Origin of the sequence: Alteromonas sp. 1_MG-2023, assembly GCF_030547075.1 — a bacterium.
In the GTDB taxonomy this organism is placed as follows: domain Bacteria; phylum Pseudomonadota; class Gammaproteobacteria; order Enterobacterales; family Alteromonadaceae; genus Alteromonas.
Window position 1 is genome coordinate 56,666 of record NZ_JAUOQH010000015.1, and the last position, 13,363, is coordinate 70,028.

A 13,363-nucleotide genomic window follows, 5' to 3' on the forward strand; every position below is an offset into this window, starting at 1 on the left:
CGAGAAAATAATGAATATTGCTATCATTCCGGCAAGAGGCGGCAGTAAACGAATACCTCGCAAAAATATTAAACATTTTTGTGGAAAGCCTATGGTGGCTCACGCGGTTGAAAATGCACTGGCTAGCCAATTTATTGATAAAGTTGTGGTCTCCACCGACGATGAAGATATCGCCAAAGTTGCGCAGCAGTATGGCGCGGAAGTACCATTTCTACGTCCTAAAGAACTCGCCGACGATTATACTGGCACAAGCCCCGTTGTACGCCATGCAATTTCAGCGTTAATAGATTTGGCTTGGCCCATTGATAATTGTGCATGCATATATGCTACTTCTCCTTTACTTTCCCCAGCGATAATTAATTCTAGTTACGAAACACTTATCAATACGCCAGAAGTGGATTATGTATTTACCGCTGCGAGATTTTCGTTTCCCATTCAACGGGCAATATTAGAGACTGAAAATGGCGGTGTAACACCTTTTGATTCATTTGGTATTACTCAGCGGTCTCAAGATTTACCACCCGCTTATCACGATGCAGGCCAACTCTATTGGGGGCATCATTCAACTTGGCTCAATACGAATAAACATATTTTCGGTGCTAATTCGAAGATGATAGTAATCCCAGACCACCTTGTTCAAGACATTGATACACCTGAAGATTGGGTGAGAGCAGAGCTACTTTACAAATTAATTAATGACGAGAAAGTACAGTGAGAATAGCGTTTCGTGTGGACGGGTCTACTGCAATGGGATTCGGCCATATCATGCGCTGTTTAGCTTTAGCAGAGCAACTGAAGCAAAATCATGATATTTATTTTTTATCTAGCGCGCTTCCATCAAATATTGCTGCAAAAATAGACGCCGCGGGCGCAACATTAATTTTAGTTAGCATTGATAGCGTAGGTTTTGACGCTGTTGATGACGCTGACAGTAAACAATTAGAAATGTGGCAGAAGCTACACGCAAACGAGTGTTTAGCTCATGTTAATGAAAAACTAGACTTACTATTCGTCGACCATTATCAGTTATCAGCCCCCTTTAGCGATACAATGCGTTCGAAAGCAGAACAGATTGTCGTAATAGATGATTTGGCCAATCGCGTTCACGACTGCGACATACTTGTTGATACCAACTTCTATCACGATTATAAGACACGTTATAACGGATTAGTTCCAGCTCATTGCCAAACTCTACTTGGGCCAACATATGCTTTTTTACGCGGCGAATTTTTCTGCATAGACAATAAAATGCGCGCGAACAATCACTTTTTAGTCTGTTTTGGGGGAAGCGACCCTACTAATTTAACCGAGCGAGTGGTCGATATTTTAACAGCATTAAAGTCATCAACCTTCACTGCCGATATCATAGTAGGCCCTGGATATCAGTATATCCATAGTCTATTACCAAAGATTCAAGGCCTCAGTGGCTTAAACCTTCACCAAAATTGTACGTACATGGGTTCGTTAATGCAGGGCGCAAGTTTTATGATTGGTGCTGGTGGCAGTATGCATTGGGAAAGAGCAAAATCGGGTGTAGCTGGGCTTATAATAACCCTTGCTGAAAATCAGAAAGAAACGACTCGCGCATTACATGACCAATTGTGTTGTGTGTGGCTTGGCAACGAGAATGATATAGCAGATGAACAAATACAAAAAGCTATCAGCAACGCGCTACAGTCGCCTGACCAAATGCGCTATTTAGCATCCAACGCTGCTAAACTAGTTGAACAAAATCAATCTCCATCCTTTGTGATGGATACAATATCAGACATAGTTAAGAGGAATTCATGAAGCCAATCTCTATCGGTGACTTTCAAATAGGTCGAGGGCTAGCGCCTTTTATCATTGCGGAAATGTCGGGTAACCATGGACAATCTCTTGAAAAAGCTTATAAGTTAATAGACGCTGCCGCTGAAGCTGGCGCACACGCTATAAAATTTCAAACCTACACGCCAGACACCATCACACTAGACTGCCACGAAGGTGAGTTTTTCATCGAAGATCCTAATAGTTTATGGAAGGGAAATTCGCTATATAATCTATATAAAGAAGCTATGACACCGTGGGAATGGCATAAAGAGCTTTTTGACTATGCCAAAGAAAAAGGGTTGATGGCATTTAGTACTCCCTTCGATTTAACGGCCGTGGATTTTCTCGAAACATTAAATCCACCTTGCTATAAGGTAGCGTCGTTTGAAAATACTGACCATGCTATTTTGGCTGCTGTAGCAAAAACTGGTAAGCCCGTAATAGTTTCCACGGGTATGGCTAGCCAAGCAGAAATTGCTGAATCGGTAGATGTACTCAAAAATAATGGGTGTCGCGACCTCATACTACTTAAATGCACAAGTAACTACCCAGCCAACCCCGTTGACGCAAATCTTAAAACCATTCCCCACCTAAGTGAGCTTTTTGACTGCCAAGTTGGACTATCCGACCACACTCCTGGTGTTGGAGTTGCAGTTGCAGCAGTCGCACTCGGGGCTACTGTAGTTGAAAAGCACTTCGTTTTAGACCGAGCTGGAGGCGAAGTAGATGCCGAGTTTTCTTTAGAACCCCATGAATTAAAGCTTTTAGTAGACGAAACTGCTCGCGCTGCCGTGGCAATAGGAATGGTAAGTTATGGCGCAACAGAAAGAGAAAAAGCATCCTTGGTACATAGACGCTCTCTATACATAGCCGAAGATTTAAAATCAGGTGATACGCTAAACGAAGATAATCTTCGCTCTGTACGCCCTGGACTTGGCTTACCCCCAAAATACTTACCTTTATTATTAGGCAAAAAAATTAACCAAGATGCTGTAAAAGGTACACCAATGAGTTGGGAGCTTATTTAGCATGAAGGTTATTTTATTTGGCGCAGGAAAAGGTGGTGAAAACTTCATCTCACAGCATCCTGAAATGAATATTGTAGCCATCGCTGATAACGACGAAAGTAAGCATGGAAAAACCGTATTAGACATTCCGGTTATATCTCCTGCAGAAGTCAAAAATGAAAACGTTGAAAGTATTATTATAACTAGCCAATGGGTTGACCAAGTTCACCTACAACTCACTAAAGATTTGGGTTTAGATGAGTCTCTTATTACCATTCCAAACAAACAAGCAGTAAAGGCGGAACTTCCTTTTCAAGACAAACCGACTAAAGTGTTTGCCCAAAATTTACTGACGTTTATTAACCAATATTGCAGAGAAAAAGGGGCCCAAGTTTGTTTAGACTCGGGAACCCTATTAGGCGCAATGAGAGATGGTGACTTAATTTCTTGGGATGATGATATTGACCTTGCTATAGACCCCACTAGCTTCAATTCGCTAATCAATACTCTGCCTGAACTGGTTGAACAATTGAGCGACAAATTTGAGGTTGAATGGAAGGTGGTTGTCATTACCGTGAATGGAAAACAATCATGTATTAACGTAGAATTTTTAAATCGTGAGTGTACTGCATTCATCCCTTTCGATTTGAGCATTCAGTTACGAGAATCAATTAACGGCTCTTCTGAACTAGTTTCATCTGGTGGATTATTTTTCGCCCCAGCCCGTCATTTTGATAACCTTGATACTATTCACTTTCTTAACGAAAATTTCTTCGTTCCCCACGATCCGTCGTCATTTCTAACATTTATGTATGGAGACTGGCAGACACCTAAAAGAACGACTCAAATCACTGAGTATGAAAATAGACGCGCGTCTTTACCTAGCCCAAAAGGTGGTATTAAGGTAGAAAAACACACCTTTAGTCTGAATAGCGAACAACACCAGTGAATGTTTTGATAAGCAGCGCAAATAACAAAGTCCCTTTACTAAAGGCTTTGCAAGACGCTGTTAAACGAATTTCACCTGATGGCAAAGTTACAGCGGGAGATAGTAACGCAAAAGTTTTAACGCGTTATTTTAGTGATGCGTTTTGGCATATGCCAAATACCACTGATAGTAATGAATCTCTCATTATCTCTGAACTCATACGCTTAAACATTACCCATGTACTACCTACTCGTGATGGTGAGTTGTTATTTTGGGCCAAATTAAAGCCAGCACTTAGAACCTTAAATATCCTAGTTCTGGTATCGGACCCTAGCGTGGTCGAAATTTGTTTAGACAAACTAGCCTTTGGCCAACTCCCTATATCGTCAGTTATTCCCACTTACGATAAGCTACCAAAAGGCAACGACTCACAATGGGTTGTTAAAGAGCGATATGGTGCTGGTAGTCAAAGCCTGGGAATAAGGCTATCTTCCGACAATGCATTGGCCCACGCCAACGAATTAAATAATCCAGTTTTTCAGCCTTATTGTGAAGGGCAGGAAATAAGTGTTGATGGGTGGCTCACCCAAGACAGTAAGGTAAAAGCATTAGTGTGTCGTGTTCGAGACGTTGTGATCAATGGTGAGTCTCAGGTGACTTACACCCTACCCGACTGCCCATTTCAAGAATTATTTACTGAAATATTAGAAGCATTAAAGCTATCTGGCCCGGTAGTACTTCAAGCAATTATCAGTGAAAACACAGCTTGGATCATTGAATGTAACTCTCGATTTGGTGGAGCATCTACCTTAGGAATTCAGGCTGGAGTAGATAGCTTGTACTGGAGCCTATGTGAATCTTCTGGAATAAATATTAGAGATATTCAAGTTGAAATGTCTACCCAAAGCATCAGGCAAGTGAGAACTGCCGTAGATTATTATTATTGAATAAACTTTATGATTTATATTTTTGATTTGGATGACACCTTATACGACGAACGCCAATATGTAGAGTCTGGGCTTCGTGCTGTGGCAGCTTATGTCGAAGATAATTGGCAAGTCGATAAGGTATTGGGTTTAAAGCAACTTATCCGTTTGCTAGATAAAAATGGTAGAGGCCGTGTATTCAACGATTACTTAGCCTATAACAACATTCCTGTGACTAAAAAAAATGTAAAGAGATGCGTTGCAGCCTACCGTCTTCATAAACCTGTTTTATCCATGGAGAAGCAACACCTTCAATTGTTGCACGAACTTCCCAAGCCGCTTTATCTGGTTACTGATGGAAATAAAGTGGTGCAAGCGAATAAAGTTGAAGCCTTAAATATTAGTCACCTTTTCAAGCGTGTTTTTATTACTCATCGGTTTGGTGTAAAACATGCAAAACCTTCAACCTATTGTTTTGAAAAGATTAGGCATGCCGAGGGCTGTGATTGGAATGATATGGTTTATGTGGGGGATAATCCTGCGAAAGATTTCGTAAATCTAAATCGCTTAGGGATGCGAACGGTAAGAGTGCTCACTGGCGTGCATAAAAGCACCGTGGCAAAATCCCTTTTCGATGCACAGTTTACCATTAAACACATCAACGACCTCAAATCGCTAGAGCTCTAACAAATAGAACCTCAGTTAGATAAACTATCGCCTCAAATATCTACGATTTTGGCTGTGATATAGAACTTTAGACGGTTTATTACTCGTATAAGTCTATACTTCCTAATGCTTTATGGCATTCGTGCCGACAAGTGATATATTGTATTTATAACCATAAAAACAGCGAGCAAGCCATGTTCGACGGAAAATCGATTCTCATTACAGGTGGAACGGGTTCATTCGGCCATAAGTACACTGAAACCTTGTTAGCGAGACACAAACCAAAACGCCTAATCATATATTCTCGAGATGAATTAAAACAATTCGAGATGCAGCAAAAATTTAATGCACCATGTATGCGTTACTTTATCGGCGATGTGCGTGATAGAGAGCGACTTAACCGTGCGATGCAAGGTGTGGATTTTGTTATTCATGCTGCAGCCATGAAACAAGTTCCCGCTGCTGAATATAACCCAACCGAATGTATCCGTACCAATATTGATGGTGCTGAAAACGTTATAAACGCGGCTATTGATAATAACGTTGGCAAAGTCATTGCTCTGTCTACGGATAAAGCAGCTAACCCTGTTAACCTATACGGCGCAACAAAACTCGCATCAGACAAACTTTTTGTTGCCGCTAATAACATAGTGGGCGAAGGCTCTTCGCGGTTCTCAGTCGTTAGATACGGCAACGTAGTTGGTTCAAGAGGCTCGGTAGTACCGTTTTTCGACAAACTCATTGCAGAAGGTAGCGACCATATCCCTGTGACACACAAAGATATGACACGATTTTGGATAACTCTGCAACAAGGCGTCGATTTTGTACTTAAAAACTTTGAGCGAATGTTAGGAGGAGAAATCTTTGTTCCTAAAATTCCTTCTATTCGAATTGTTGATCTCGCTAAAGCGATGGCACCAGATACGCCGATAAAGTATGTTGGTATTCGCCCAGGGGAGAAACTTCACGAAATGATGTGCCCTGGAGATATGTCACTTCATACATTCGAGTTCAATGATCACTACGTTATCGCTCCAGCTATCAAGTTTTTCCATAGAAGTAACAACTTCACTAGTAACGCCCTAGATGAACAAGGAAAGCAGGTAGATTCGGGTTTTGAGTACGTTTCAGATACCAATCAACACTTTCTTAGTCTTGAAGAAGTAGCCCAATTCAATGAGGAAGCTAAGCTGTGATACCTTATGGCCGTCAGCATCTTGATGACGATGATATCAACGCAGTTTTAGATACACTTAAGTCTGATTGGCTAACACAAGGCCCTGCAATACCACGATTCGAAGAGGCGCTTGCACAATACTGTGGCGCTAGCTTTGGTATCGCTGTGAATAGCGCAACATCGGCACTGCATATTGCGTGTTTATCTCTTGGCGTTGGCGAAGGGGATATTGTTTGGACGTCCCCAAATTCGTTTGTTGCGTCATCCAACTGTGCACTTTATTGCGGCGCCAGTATCGACTTTGTCGACATTGACCTTGAAACAGGCAATATGAGTGTTAGCGCTTTAAAGGTAAAGCTCAAACAAGCAAAAATTGATGGTGCCGTTCCAAAAGTCCTCATTCCTGTGCATTTTGCGGGTCAGCCATGCGATATGGAACAAATTCATGCCCTATCTGAATCTTATGGCTTTCATATTATTGAAGACGCCTCACATGCTGTGGGAGCGAAATACAAAGATGATTATGTCGGGTGCGGCAAATATGCTGATATATGTGTATTTAGCTTTCATCCGGTAAAAATTATTACTACGATGGAAGGCGGAATGGCAATGACCAATAACGCCGAACTCGCTGAAAAAATGCGTATGTTACGCAGCCATGGCGTAACGAATGACCCAACTATGATGACTGAGGAAAGTCACGGCCCTTGGTATTACCAACAAGTGGACTTGGGCTTCAATTATCGTATGACCGATGTAGAAGCTGCGTTGGGGCTAAGTCAGTTGAAAAAGCTGCCTAGCTTTTTAGAAAAACGCAACACATTAGCGCAGCAATACGATGAACTTTTTTCTGCCCATGACAATATTGTGCCTTTATCGCAGCGCAGTGATGTTTACAGTAGTTATCATCTCTATGTGGTCCAAGTACTAGGCATCGACAATAATAAACATGCACAACTCGTATCTCAACTAAGGGCGAAAGGCGTTTTTGCACACGTGCATTATATTCCTATTCATTTGCAGCCCTATTATAAGACTCTCGGCTTTAGCGCTGGAGATTTTCCCAATGCAGAACGTTATTACGAGCAAGCTATCACGCTTCCATTGTTTCCTGATTTAACTTTCCAGCAAATTGACTACATAGTAACAACGCTTCACTTATGCATAAATAATTTGCAACAGTAGAATTAACAAACCATCTTTCAAATTTCCTTAACCGCATAAAAACATCACTAATGTTTTTATTTGAAAAGCCGAAATATGAGCTTTTCAGTTATGGTTTCGACAGATGGCGTAGGAAGTGCTACCGATAAAGATCGAGGTATCAAGAACCATCTTGACCTGTGATACCTATTACCAAGACTTTCTTTTTTACAGCCATTACATTTCTCTCCAACTTATCACATTCGTTCCTTTTAGCCTTTCTTTCAGCATTAAAGTAATACGTTCTTCATGCTCTCCTTCAACACCGTTAATAATAATATCTAACTGCACATCGCAGGCCTCTTTAATAGATTTCACAGGTACACCTGCGACTTCAGTTGCATCATTTCGAGCGGATTGAAGAAAGCAAACAATAATAACGTTCTGTTGAGTAAGCGCATTTGCAATAGTTAGTGACAATTGCCTTGTGCCGAAAATTCCTACTTTCATCCCCCTGTATTCTGCGAATGGATGGTCTGTATTAAGGACTTTGTTCAGTAATATTTTTAAATCTATAACGTTCTTATCAAGTTGTGCCTCTTGGCTCGTTGCTGTTTCACCAAGTAATTGAGCGACAGCTTCAGCTTCTCTTTTTAAAATTAACCGACTCGTATTCGCAGAACTTGCACCACCTTGACGAAAGTTAGCAGAAATAAGGTCAATATTAACGCCTTTAAAATTCGCAATTGCCGTTTTCATGAAAAAACTATCTGCGTACAATTTAAAGCACTCACTGAATGGCCCTATCCTCTTAAACAGCGAAGCCTTACAAAAAAAACCTTGATGACATGTATTTGATGCTATTGAATCACTCGTATTGACTAGCCATGCTTCATTTGTCTCTTCATCGAAGCACCTAACTTTTGTTAGCACATAGTCCGAATCATTGTTATCGAAAAATTTTAATATATTTTCGATAACATCATTATTATAAAGCGAGTCGTCGGCACCTAAAAAGTAAACAATATCACCAGAGGACATTGCTAAGCCACGGTTGAATGCGTGATATATTCCTCGATCAGGAGCTGAAAATACTTTTTTAACATGAGGGAACTTACAGATCGCGGAAAGCGTTTCATCGGTAGAGCCACCATCAACAATTATGTGCTCTATGTGCTCCATCACGCTCTGTTCTGCAACACTTTCTAAGCACTTTTTCAATAGATCAGCGCAATTATACGTGGCTGTTATTATTGATATTTTCATTTTATCCCACATTTTTATCGGATATGAACATTAAGCAAGAATAAAGAAATCTCGATTTTTTTGTAGCATCTTCCCTTCGAGAATTTCAATTAATTCTTCCCTTACGGGTTGCGCCGCGATAACGAGTACTGAATGAGAAAGCGCCAGGTAGTCTTCTAGCGAAATAATAGGGGCTATTATGCCGTCGCTGTTTAATACTTTTTTAGTGGTTGTCTTCTCAACGAACCCTTCTATGCCAATCTTTCGTTCAGTTATTAAACGTGCGAATGCTCTCGCGATTTGGCCAGTGCCAAAAATATAAAGGCTTTTATTGCTTAGGCATTGTGAGAGTCTGTTCCATTTTTCGTCGACGACAAAAGACAAACCTTGTTCTAAATCCCACTTACTTAAAGAAGCCGTCACAGAAAAGTCACTAATCCGCATATTTACTAATGGTTTCTCAACACAGCCAAAATTATATCCAGCGTTCAGTAAACGTAAAAAAAGTACATAATCTTCAAACATTCTCAAATGCGGATAACCAACTCGTTGCAGAGGTTCCGTTTTAGCAAAGTAAGTAGTATGAGGAAAACACGGCCAATCCAAAAGCGTTCGAGCAATATCATTGGGCTGAGATACGCTATTGATCAGCCTTTCCTTATGGCTTTTGAATTGTTTAAAACGAGCAGAGCTTTGTACGCATTCATCGTCGGCAAAGTAAGACAGAAAACACTTCACAATATCGAAGTCATGTTCTCGTAAGTAATTCAATTGTTCTTCAAAACGACAGGGGAGACTTATATCATCTGCATCCACTTTGGCTATATAAGGGGTATTTATGAGAGATAAAGCCTGGTCTAAACAGACGCCTACTCCTTTATTTCCACTATTAGATATTAGCCTTATACGTTTATCATTGAAGCTATTAATAATTTGTGTTGTTCGGTCATTAGAGCCATCGTCTATAATCAATAACTCAAAATCAATAAAGGTTTGAGACAGTATTGATGCTATAGATACTTCTACCCACCTAGACGCATTATAGGTAGTCATCAACGCAGTTATAGTCGCCATTAATCAACTCAATCTTTCTCACAGTGTAAATTACTAAATACTGTACCTTTTCGCTCTTTATATTCTTCATCACCAATAAATTCTCTGCGCATATCTATCGCTTTTAAACGTGGCATAAAAACTAGGCGGTCACCACTGTTTAGAACCAACTGCTCATTTGACAATGGCACGTCACTTATAACTAAGAAGTCTGGCCCTCCATAACAGTATCGGTCTTTCCCTAATTCTATGAACTGTTGGAAGAATCCAACATCCATGACTGGGTGCTGAGTATATTTTTGCAAAAAAATGACATTTTCAAGCTCAGAAACTAATGCAATTAAGGATAAATCAACGCGAGAAAGATCATTAGCCTGCATGGGGTGAAGACAGTTTTCATAGTCCCCCGGAGACACGACCGTAAGTCCCTTTATAGGTTCTCCCTTATTGATGTTGATTTGCTTAGAAATGTTACACGTAAAACTTCCAGAAAGTGGAAGTTCAGATTCACCTAACCAATTTATTGAGACCTCGTGATAGTTATTAATATTTATCGGCTGTTCAATTAAATTCATCAGGGGGGTTACAAACGACTTTTGAGCAGAAGAAAACCTTACGATCAATGGAGCATCTTTCCAACGGGACCCAAGTACTTTTTGTCGTCGCAAACCAGACAATGAAGAAACAGCGTCGAATCCGTTCCTATCATGGGTAATGACGCTCAGTATATCGTTCACATACTGTCCCCATATTTTGACCATTGCGTTTGCACTATCTACTCCAAATTGCTCATCAGTAATATTGAGCAATTTGCTGAACATACTGTTTATATAATTGAACGTGCCGTTTAGATAATAAAAAGCCAGAGATTTTTTACGTAATAAAGAGGAAACAATAAAGTCTCTCTGTTTTGCAATGAATTCATCAATATCTTCAAATGACTCAAACGAGGTATCTACTAAGTCAATTAGCGCATTTAGTTCTTCAATCAAACTGTCAGTACTATATTTAGTCGCAAACCCTTGCAAAAACCATTCATTGTGCTTTGATGTGAATGCGTGAGTTTCTAAAACGTCTTTAGCGTGTTCTTTCATTTCAGGAGTAGATATGAGTAAAACATTTTCCTGCTTTAATGGGTTGGCACCAAGTATTCTAGCTCCATCATTTAGGTTATATACTTCGCTACTATTTTTCGCAAACACCTGTTCTAGAACACTTTTCGAAACCTTAAATTCGTATTTAGTTTTCACCCAAGGCTTAAAGTTTCCTGGAATAGCGAGTGACATCGAATGATTAGCCCCGTAATCGTAAACCTCTTTACCTTTGCCATCATAATATCCCGATGACTTAGAGTGGTGGTAAGTATCACTCACGAATCCCATATCAGTTCCAAAGAGGTAGACCTGACTAAAACCTATTACATTTACGATGTCAGCAACAAAATTGGTAACGGTAGGATAAGAAAAATTTAATGTCGCGAAAGCGTGATCTTTTTTAAGTTCAGTAAACGCCACGGTAGAAGCTTCACCTTGTTTAAAAGCCAATAGCGTTTGACCAAATAAAGAGGCAGCATCGGGGTGAATTCCGTTGCAGCTTAATAGCGTTATTTGCCTAAGATAATCGTCATCATCTACTCTCGATAGCCAGTCAAATGTCGAACGATTAGTTTCAATCTCTGCATGGTAATCGGGGCAAATTCCATGTCTGTGTAAAGCTTGAATTGCCGTACCACATGAAATTACAATAGCTTTATTGCTTTCCTCTTTTAGGGTATCCATCAAATTATCTAACGAAGGCCCATTTCCTACGATAAAAACAGGCACGTCTAATACATCTATTGGTAAGGTGTTTTTTACACTCTTCTTTAAAAAAGGGACCTTGTCATTTAACGCCCATAATGTGTGAGATATACCATACTTAGCATTATCAAAATAATCGCCCATTGCGATAATTACCAATAACTGCTCTCTAAGCTGAGCAACTGCGTCAGTAAGCTTTCCATTCACATAGGCTTGGTAGAAAAAGGTATTTGCTAATACGTAGGGGCCTACCGATTGAAATTGCACTAATAAGTCGTTAGTAAGGTTAGAACCATCATCTCCAATATTTAAATAAAGACGCTTTTTACCTTCATCAAACGTTTCGATAATTTGGGACCAATCGATAGCATAGAGAGATGCATAGAAAAAGTCTTTGTTGGGTTCACATATGAAAAGCATCTCGACGTCATGAGCATCCATAAGCGCTTCAATACCATAACCGCTTGCAACACCGAACATGATTAGTGACTTAACTTTTTCAGGCAAAGTACTTTGCACTTCGTTAATGCCTTTTATAACCGACTCACACTCTTCTACCAATTGATAATGCAAGTAAGATTTAAGCTTTTTACCCGTGTAACTAAGTAATAAGCCATCTTTATTCGGCTTGTTTTTAAAAGCAGAAAAGCTTGTAATGGCCTCTTGTTTAGGAGAAATTGAAAACAAGGCTTCTGTGTTTTTATGATAAACACTTACCTCTCCTTTTTCGTCGGCGACGGGAACCCAAATTTTAGGCGTATAATCTGAATACTCTTCAAAAAGGTTAGGAAAATAGTGCTGTAAGGTCTTTAAGTTTTTTTCTTTTTTTTGTTCGTCTAAATAACCTGACTGCAATAAACTTTTATTTCTTAAAGGGGCCCATATAGGTAAGTAACTTTCATTCAGTGACTGCTTTTTTCGCCTAGGAACCCAATCACTCATATCTTTCCAGTTAGAAGAAAATAGTTTTTCTTCTAATTCATTGAAAACAGGTATATGAAAGTGTTTATAAAAAGATAATCGAGTTATACCAACATTGGCGATAAGTTCGTTCATATCACTAACAAAACTGGCTCCATCAGAGCCAATTTGTAAATATAGGGCTACATCATTTTGCTTAGCTATTTTAAGCAATTTTTGCCAATTGATGCTTGAAAGAGAGCAGACAAAATAGTCAACGTTAGGTTCGTATACCACTACGTGTTTATACTCTCCTGCAAGAACAATTTGCTCTAAGTGGTAACCTAAGCCCAAACCAAAATTAACAATCACAGAAGATGGATCAGCCACCTCATTGGTAAAATTTAGCGTTGAGGGTTTCGATAGATAGTCGTTGAAGTGTTCGATTATTTCGCGTTCAGGGTGCATTCCATAGAGCACCTGACCACTGTTGTAGTTCACTATATTCAGCTCACCAGATTTATTACATAAAAGTGTAGAAATCTTTGATTCATTTTCTCGAACAAGCTTTGTAAGACTTGGAATATAGCGATCTAATGCGCCGATACTCAAACGATAATTTTCTTTAATAGTAAAAGCTAGATCTTGCTCAACTTTTTGCTGTTTAGCCTCGTCTTTGTGAATGTGATATTGAATTTGCTGTAACATGA

Annotated in this window: 11 protein-coding genes; 8 read left to right on the top strand and 3 right to left on the bottom strand. The window is 39.7% G+C overall.

Annotation, left to right across the window (positions count from 1 at the left end; genetic code table 11):
- Positions 1-10 precede the first annotated feature (10 nt).
- The 8 genes from pseF (at position 11) to pseC (ending at position 7,698) form a co-directional block, all read left to right on the top strand.
- Entirely contained in the window at positions 11-715 is a 705-nt protein-coding gene (gene pseF, locus Q4561_RS15330; RefSeq protein WP_303461749.1) for a pseudaminic acid cytidylyltransferase, read from the top strand.
- Positions 712-1,791 carry a UDP-2,4-diacetamido-2,4,6-trideoxy-beta-L-altropyranose hydrolase gene (gene pseG, locus Q4561_RS15335; protein ID WP_303461750.1) on the top strand — a complete coding sequence of 360 codons (1,080 nt, stop codon included), beginning with the start codon at positions 712-714 and terminating at the stop codon, positions 1,789-1,791. Before pseF ends, pseG begins: the two co-directional genes overlap by 4 nt.
- On the top strand, positions 1,788-2,837 hold the full coding sequence (pseI, locus tag Q4561_RS15340; RefSeq protein WP_303461751.1) for a pseudaminic acid synthase: 1,050 nt from the start codon (positions 1,788-1,790) through the stop codon (positions 2,835-2,837). Before pseG ends, pseI begins: the two co-directional genes overlap by 4 nt.
- Before the next feature lies 1 nt (position 2,838).
- Positions 2,839-3,765 (top strand): LicD family protein, encoded by a 927-nt coding sequence (locus Q4561_RS15345; protein ID WP_303461752.1) that lies wholly within the window; start codon positions 2,839-2,841, stop codon positions 3,763-3,765.
- A complete protein-coding gene (locus Q4561_RS15350; protein WP_303461753.1) occupies positions 3,762-4,691 on the top strand; it encodes an ATP-grasp domain-containing protein in 930 nt (309 codons plus the stop codon). The genes Q4561_RS15345 and Q4561_RS15350 overlap by 4 nt, the downstream gene beginning before the upstream one ends.
- A 9-nt stretch (positions 4,692-4,700) precedes the next feature.
- On the top strand, positions 4,701-5,357 hold the full coding sequence (locus Q4561_RS15355) for an HAD family hydrolase (protein ID WP_303461754.1): 657 nt from the start codon (positions 4,701-4,703) through the stop codon (positions 5,355-5,357).
- A 173-nt stretch (positions 5,358-5,530) separates the two neighbouring features.
- Positions 5,531-6,532: a UDP-N-acetylglucosamine 4,6-dehydratase (inverting) gene (gene pseB / locus Q4561_RS15360; RefSeq protein ID WP_303461755.1), complete on the top strand. Its 1,002-nt coding sequence runs from the start codon at positions 5,531-5,533 to the stop codon at positions 6,530-6,532.
- Complete coding sequence (gene pseC, locus Q4561_RS15365) at positions 6,529-7,698, top strand: UDP-4-amino-4,6-dideoxy-N-acetyl-beta-L-altrosamine transaminase (RefSeq protein WP_303461756.1); 1,170 nt, start codon at positions 6,529-6,531, stop codon at positions 7,696-7,698. The genes pseB and pseC overlap by 4 nt, the downstream gene beginning before the upstream one ends.
- A 195-nt stretch (positions 7,699-7,893) precedes the next feature.
- Here pseC and Q4561_RS15370 read toward each other — a convergent pair whose 3' ends face one another.
- The 3 genes from Q4561_RS15370 to Q4561_RS15380 are packed head-to-tail and all read right to left on the bottom strand — an operon-like array spanning position 7,894 to position 13,361.
- On the bottom strand, positions 7,894-8,922 hold the full coding sequence (locus tag Q4561_RS15370) for a glycosyltransferase family 2 protein (protein ID WP_303461757.1): 1,029 nt from the start codon (positions 8,920-8,922) through the stop codon (positions 7,894-7,896).
- A 30-nt stretch (positions 8,923-8,952) separates the two neighbouring features.
- Positions 8,953-9,975: a glycosyltransferase gene (locus tag Q4561_RS15375; RefSeq protein ID WP_303461758.1), complete on the bottom strand. Its 1,023-nt coding sequence runs from the start codon at positions 9,973-9,975 to the stop codon at positions 8,953-8,955.
- A gap of 8 nt (positions 9,976-9,983) precedes the next feature.
- Entirely contained in the window at positions 9,984-13,361 is a 3,378-nt protein-coding gene (locus Q4561_RS15380; protein ID WP_303461759.1) for a 6-hydroxymethylpterin diphosphokinase MptE-like protein, read from the bottom strand.
- Between the last annotated feature and the right edge of the window lie 2 nt (positions 13,362-13,363).

What these genes read in the sequence shown, in the direction of transcription:
- pseF (WP_303461749.1), top strand. Translation starts at nt 11, where the DNA reads ATGAATATTGCTATCATTCCGGCAAGAGGCGGCAGTAAACGAATACCT.
- pseI (WP_303461751.1), top strand. Translation starts at nt 1,788, where the DNA reads ATGAAGCCAATCTCTATCGGTGACTTTCAAATAGGTCGAGGGCTAGCG.
- Q4561_RS15345 (WP_303461752.1), top strand. Translation starts at nt 2,839, where the DNA reads ATGAAGGTTATTTTATTTGGCGCAGGAAAAGGTGGTGAAAACTTCATC.
- Q4561_RS15355 (WP_303461754.1), top strand. Translation starts at nt 4,701, where the DNA reads ATGATTTATATTTTTGATTTGGATGACACCTTATACGACGAACGCCAA.
- pseB (WP_303461755.1), top strand. Translation starts at nt 5,531, where the DNA reads ATGTTCGACGGAAAATCGATTCTCATTACAGGTGGAACGGGTTCATTC.
- Q4561_RS15370 (WP_303461757.1), bottom strand. Translation starts at nt 8,922, where the DNA reads ATGAAAATATCAATAATAACAGCCACGTATAATTGCGCTGATCTATTG.
- Q4561_RS15375 (WP_303461758.1), bottom strand. Translation starts at nt 9,975, where the DNA reads ATGGCGACTATAACTGCGTTGATGACTACCTATAATGCGTCTAGGTGG.
- Q4561_RS15380 (WP_303461759.1), bottom strand. Translation starts at nt 13,361, where the DNA reads ATGTTACAGCAAATTCAATATCACATTCACAAAGACGAGGCTAAACAG.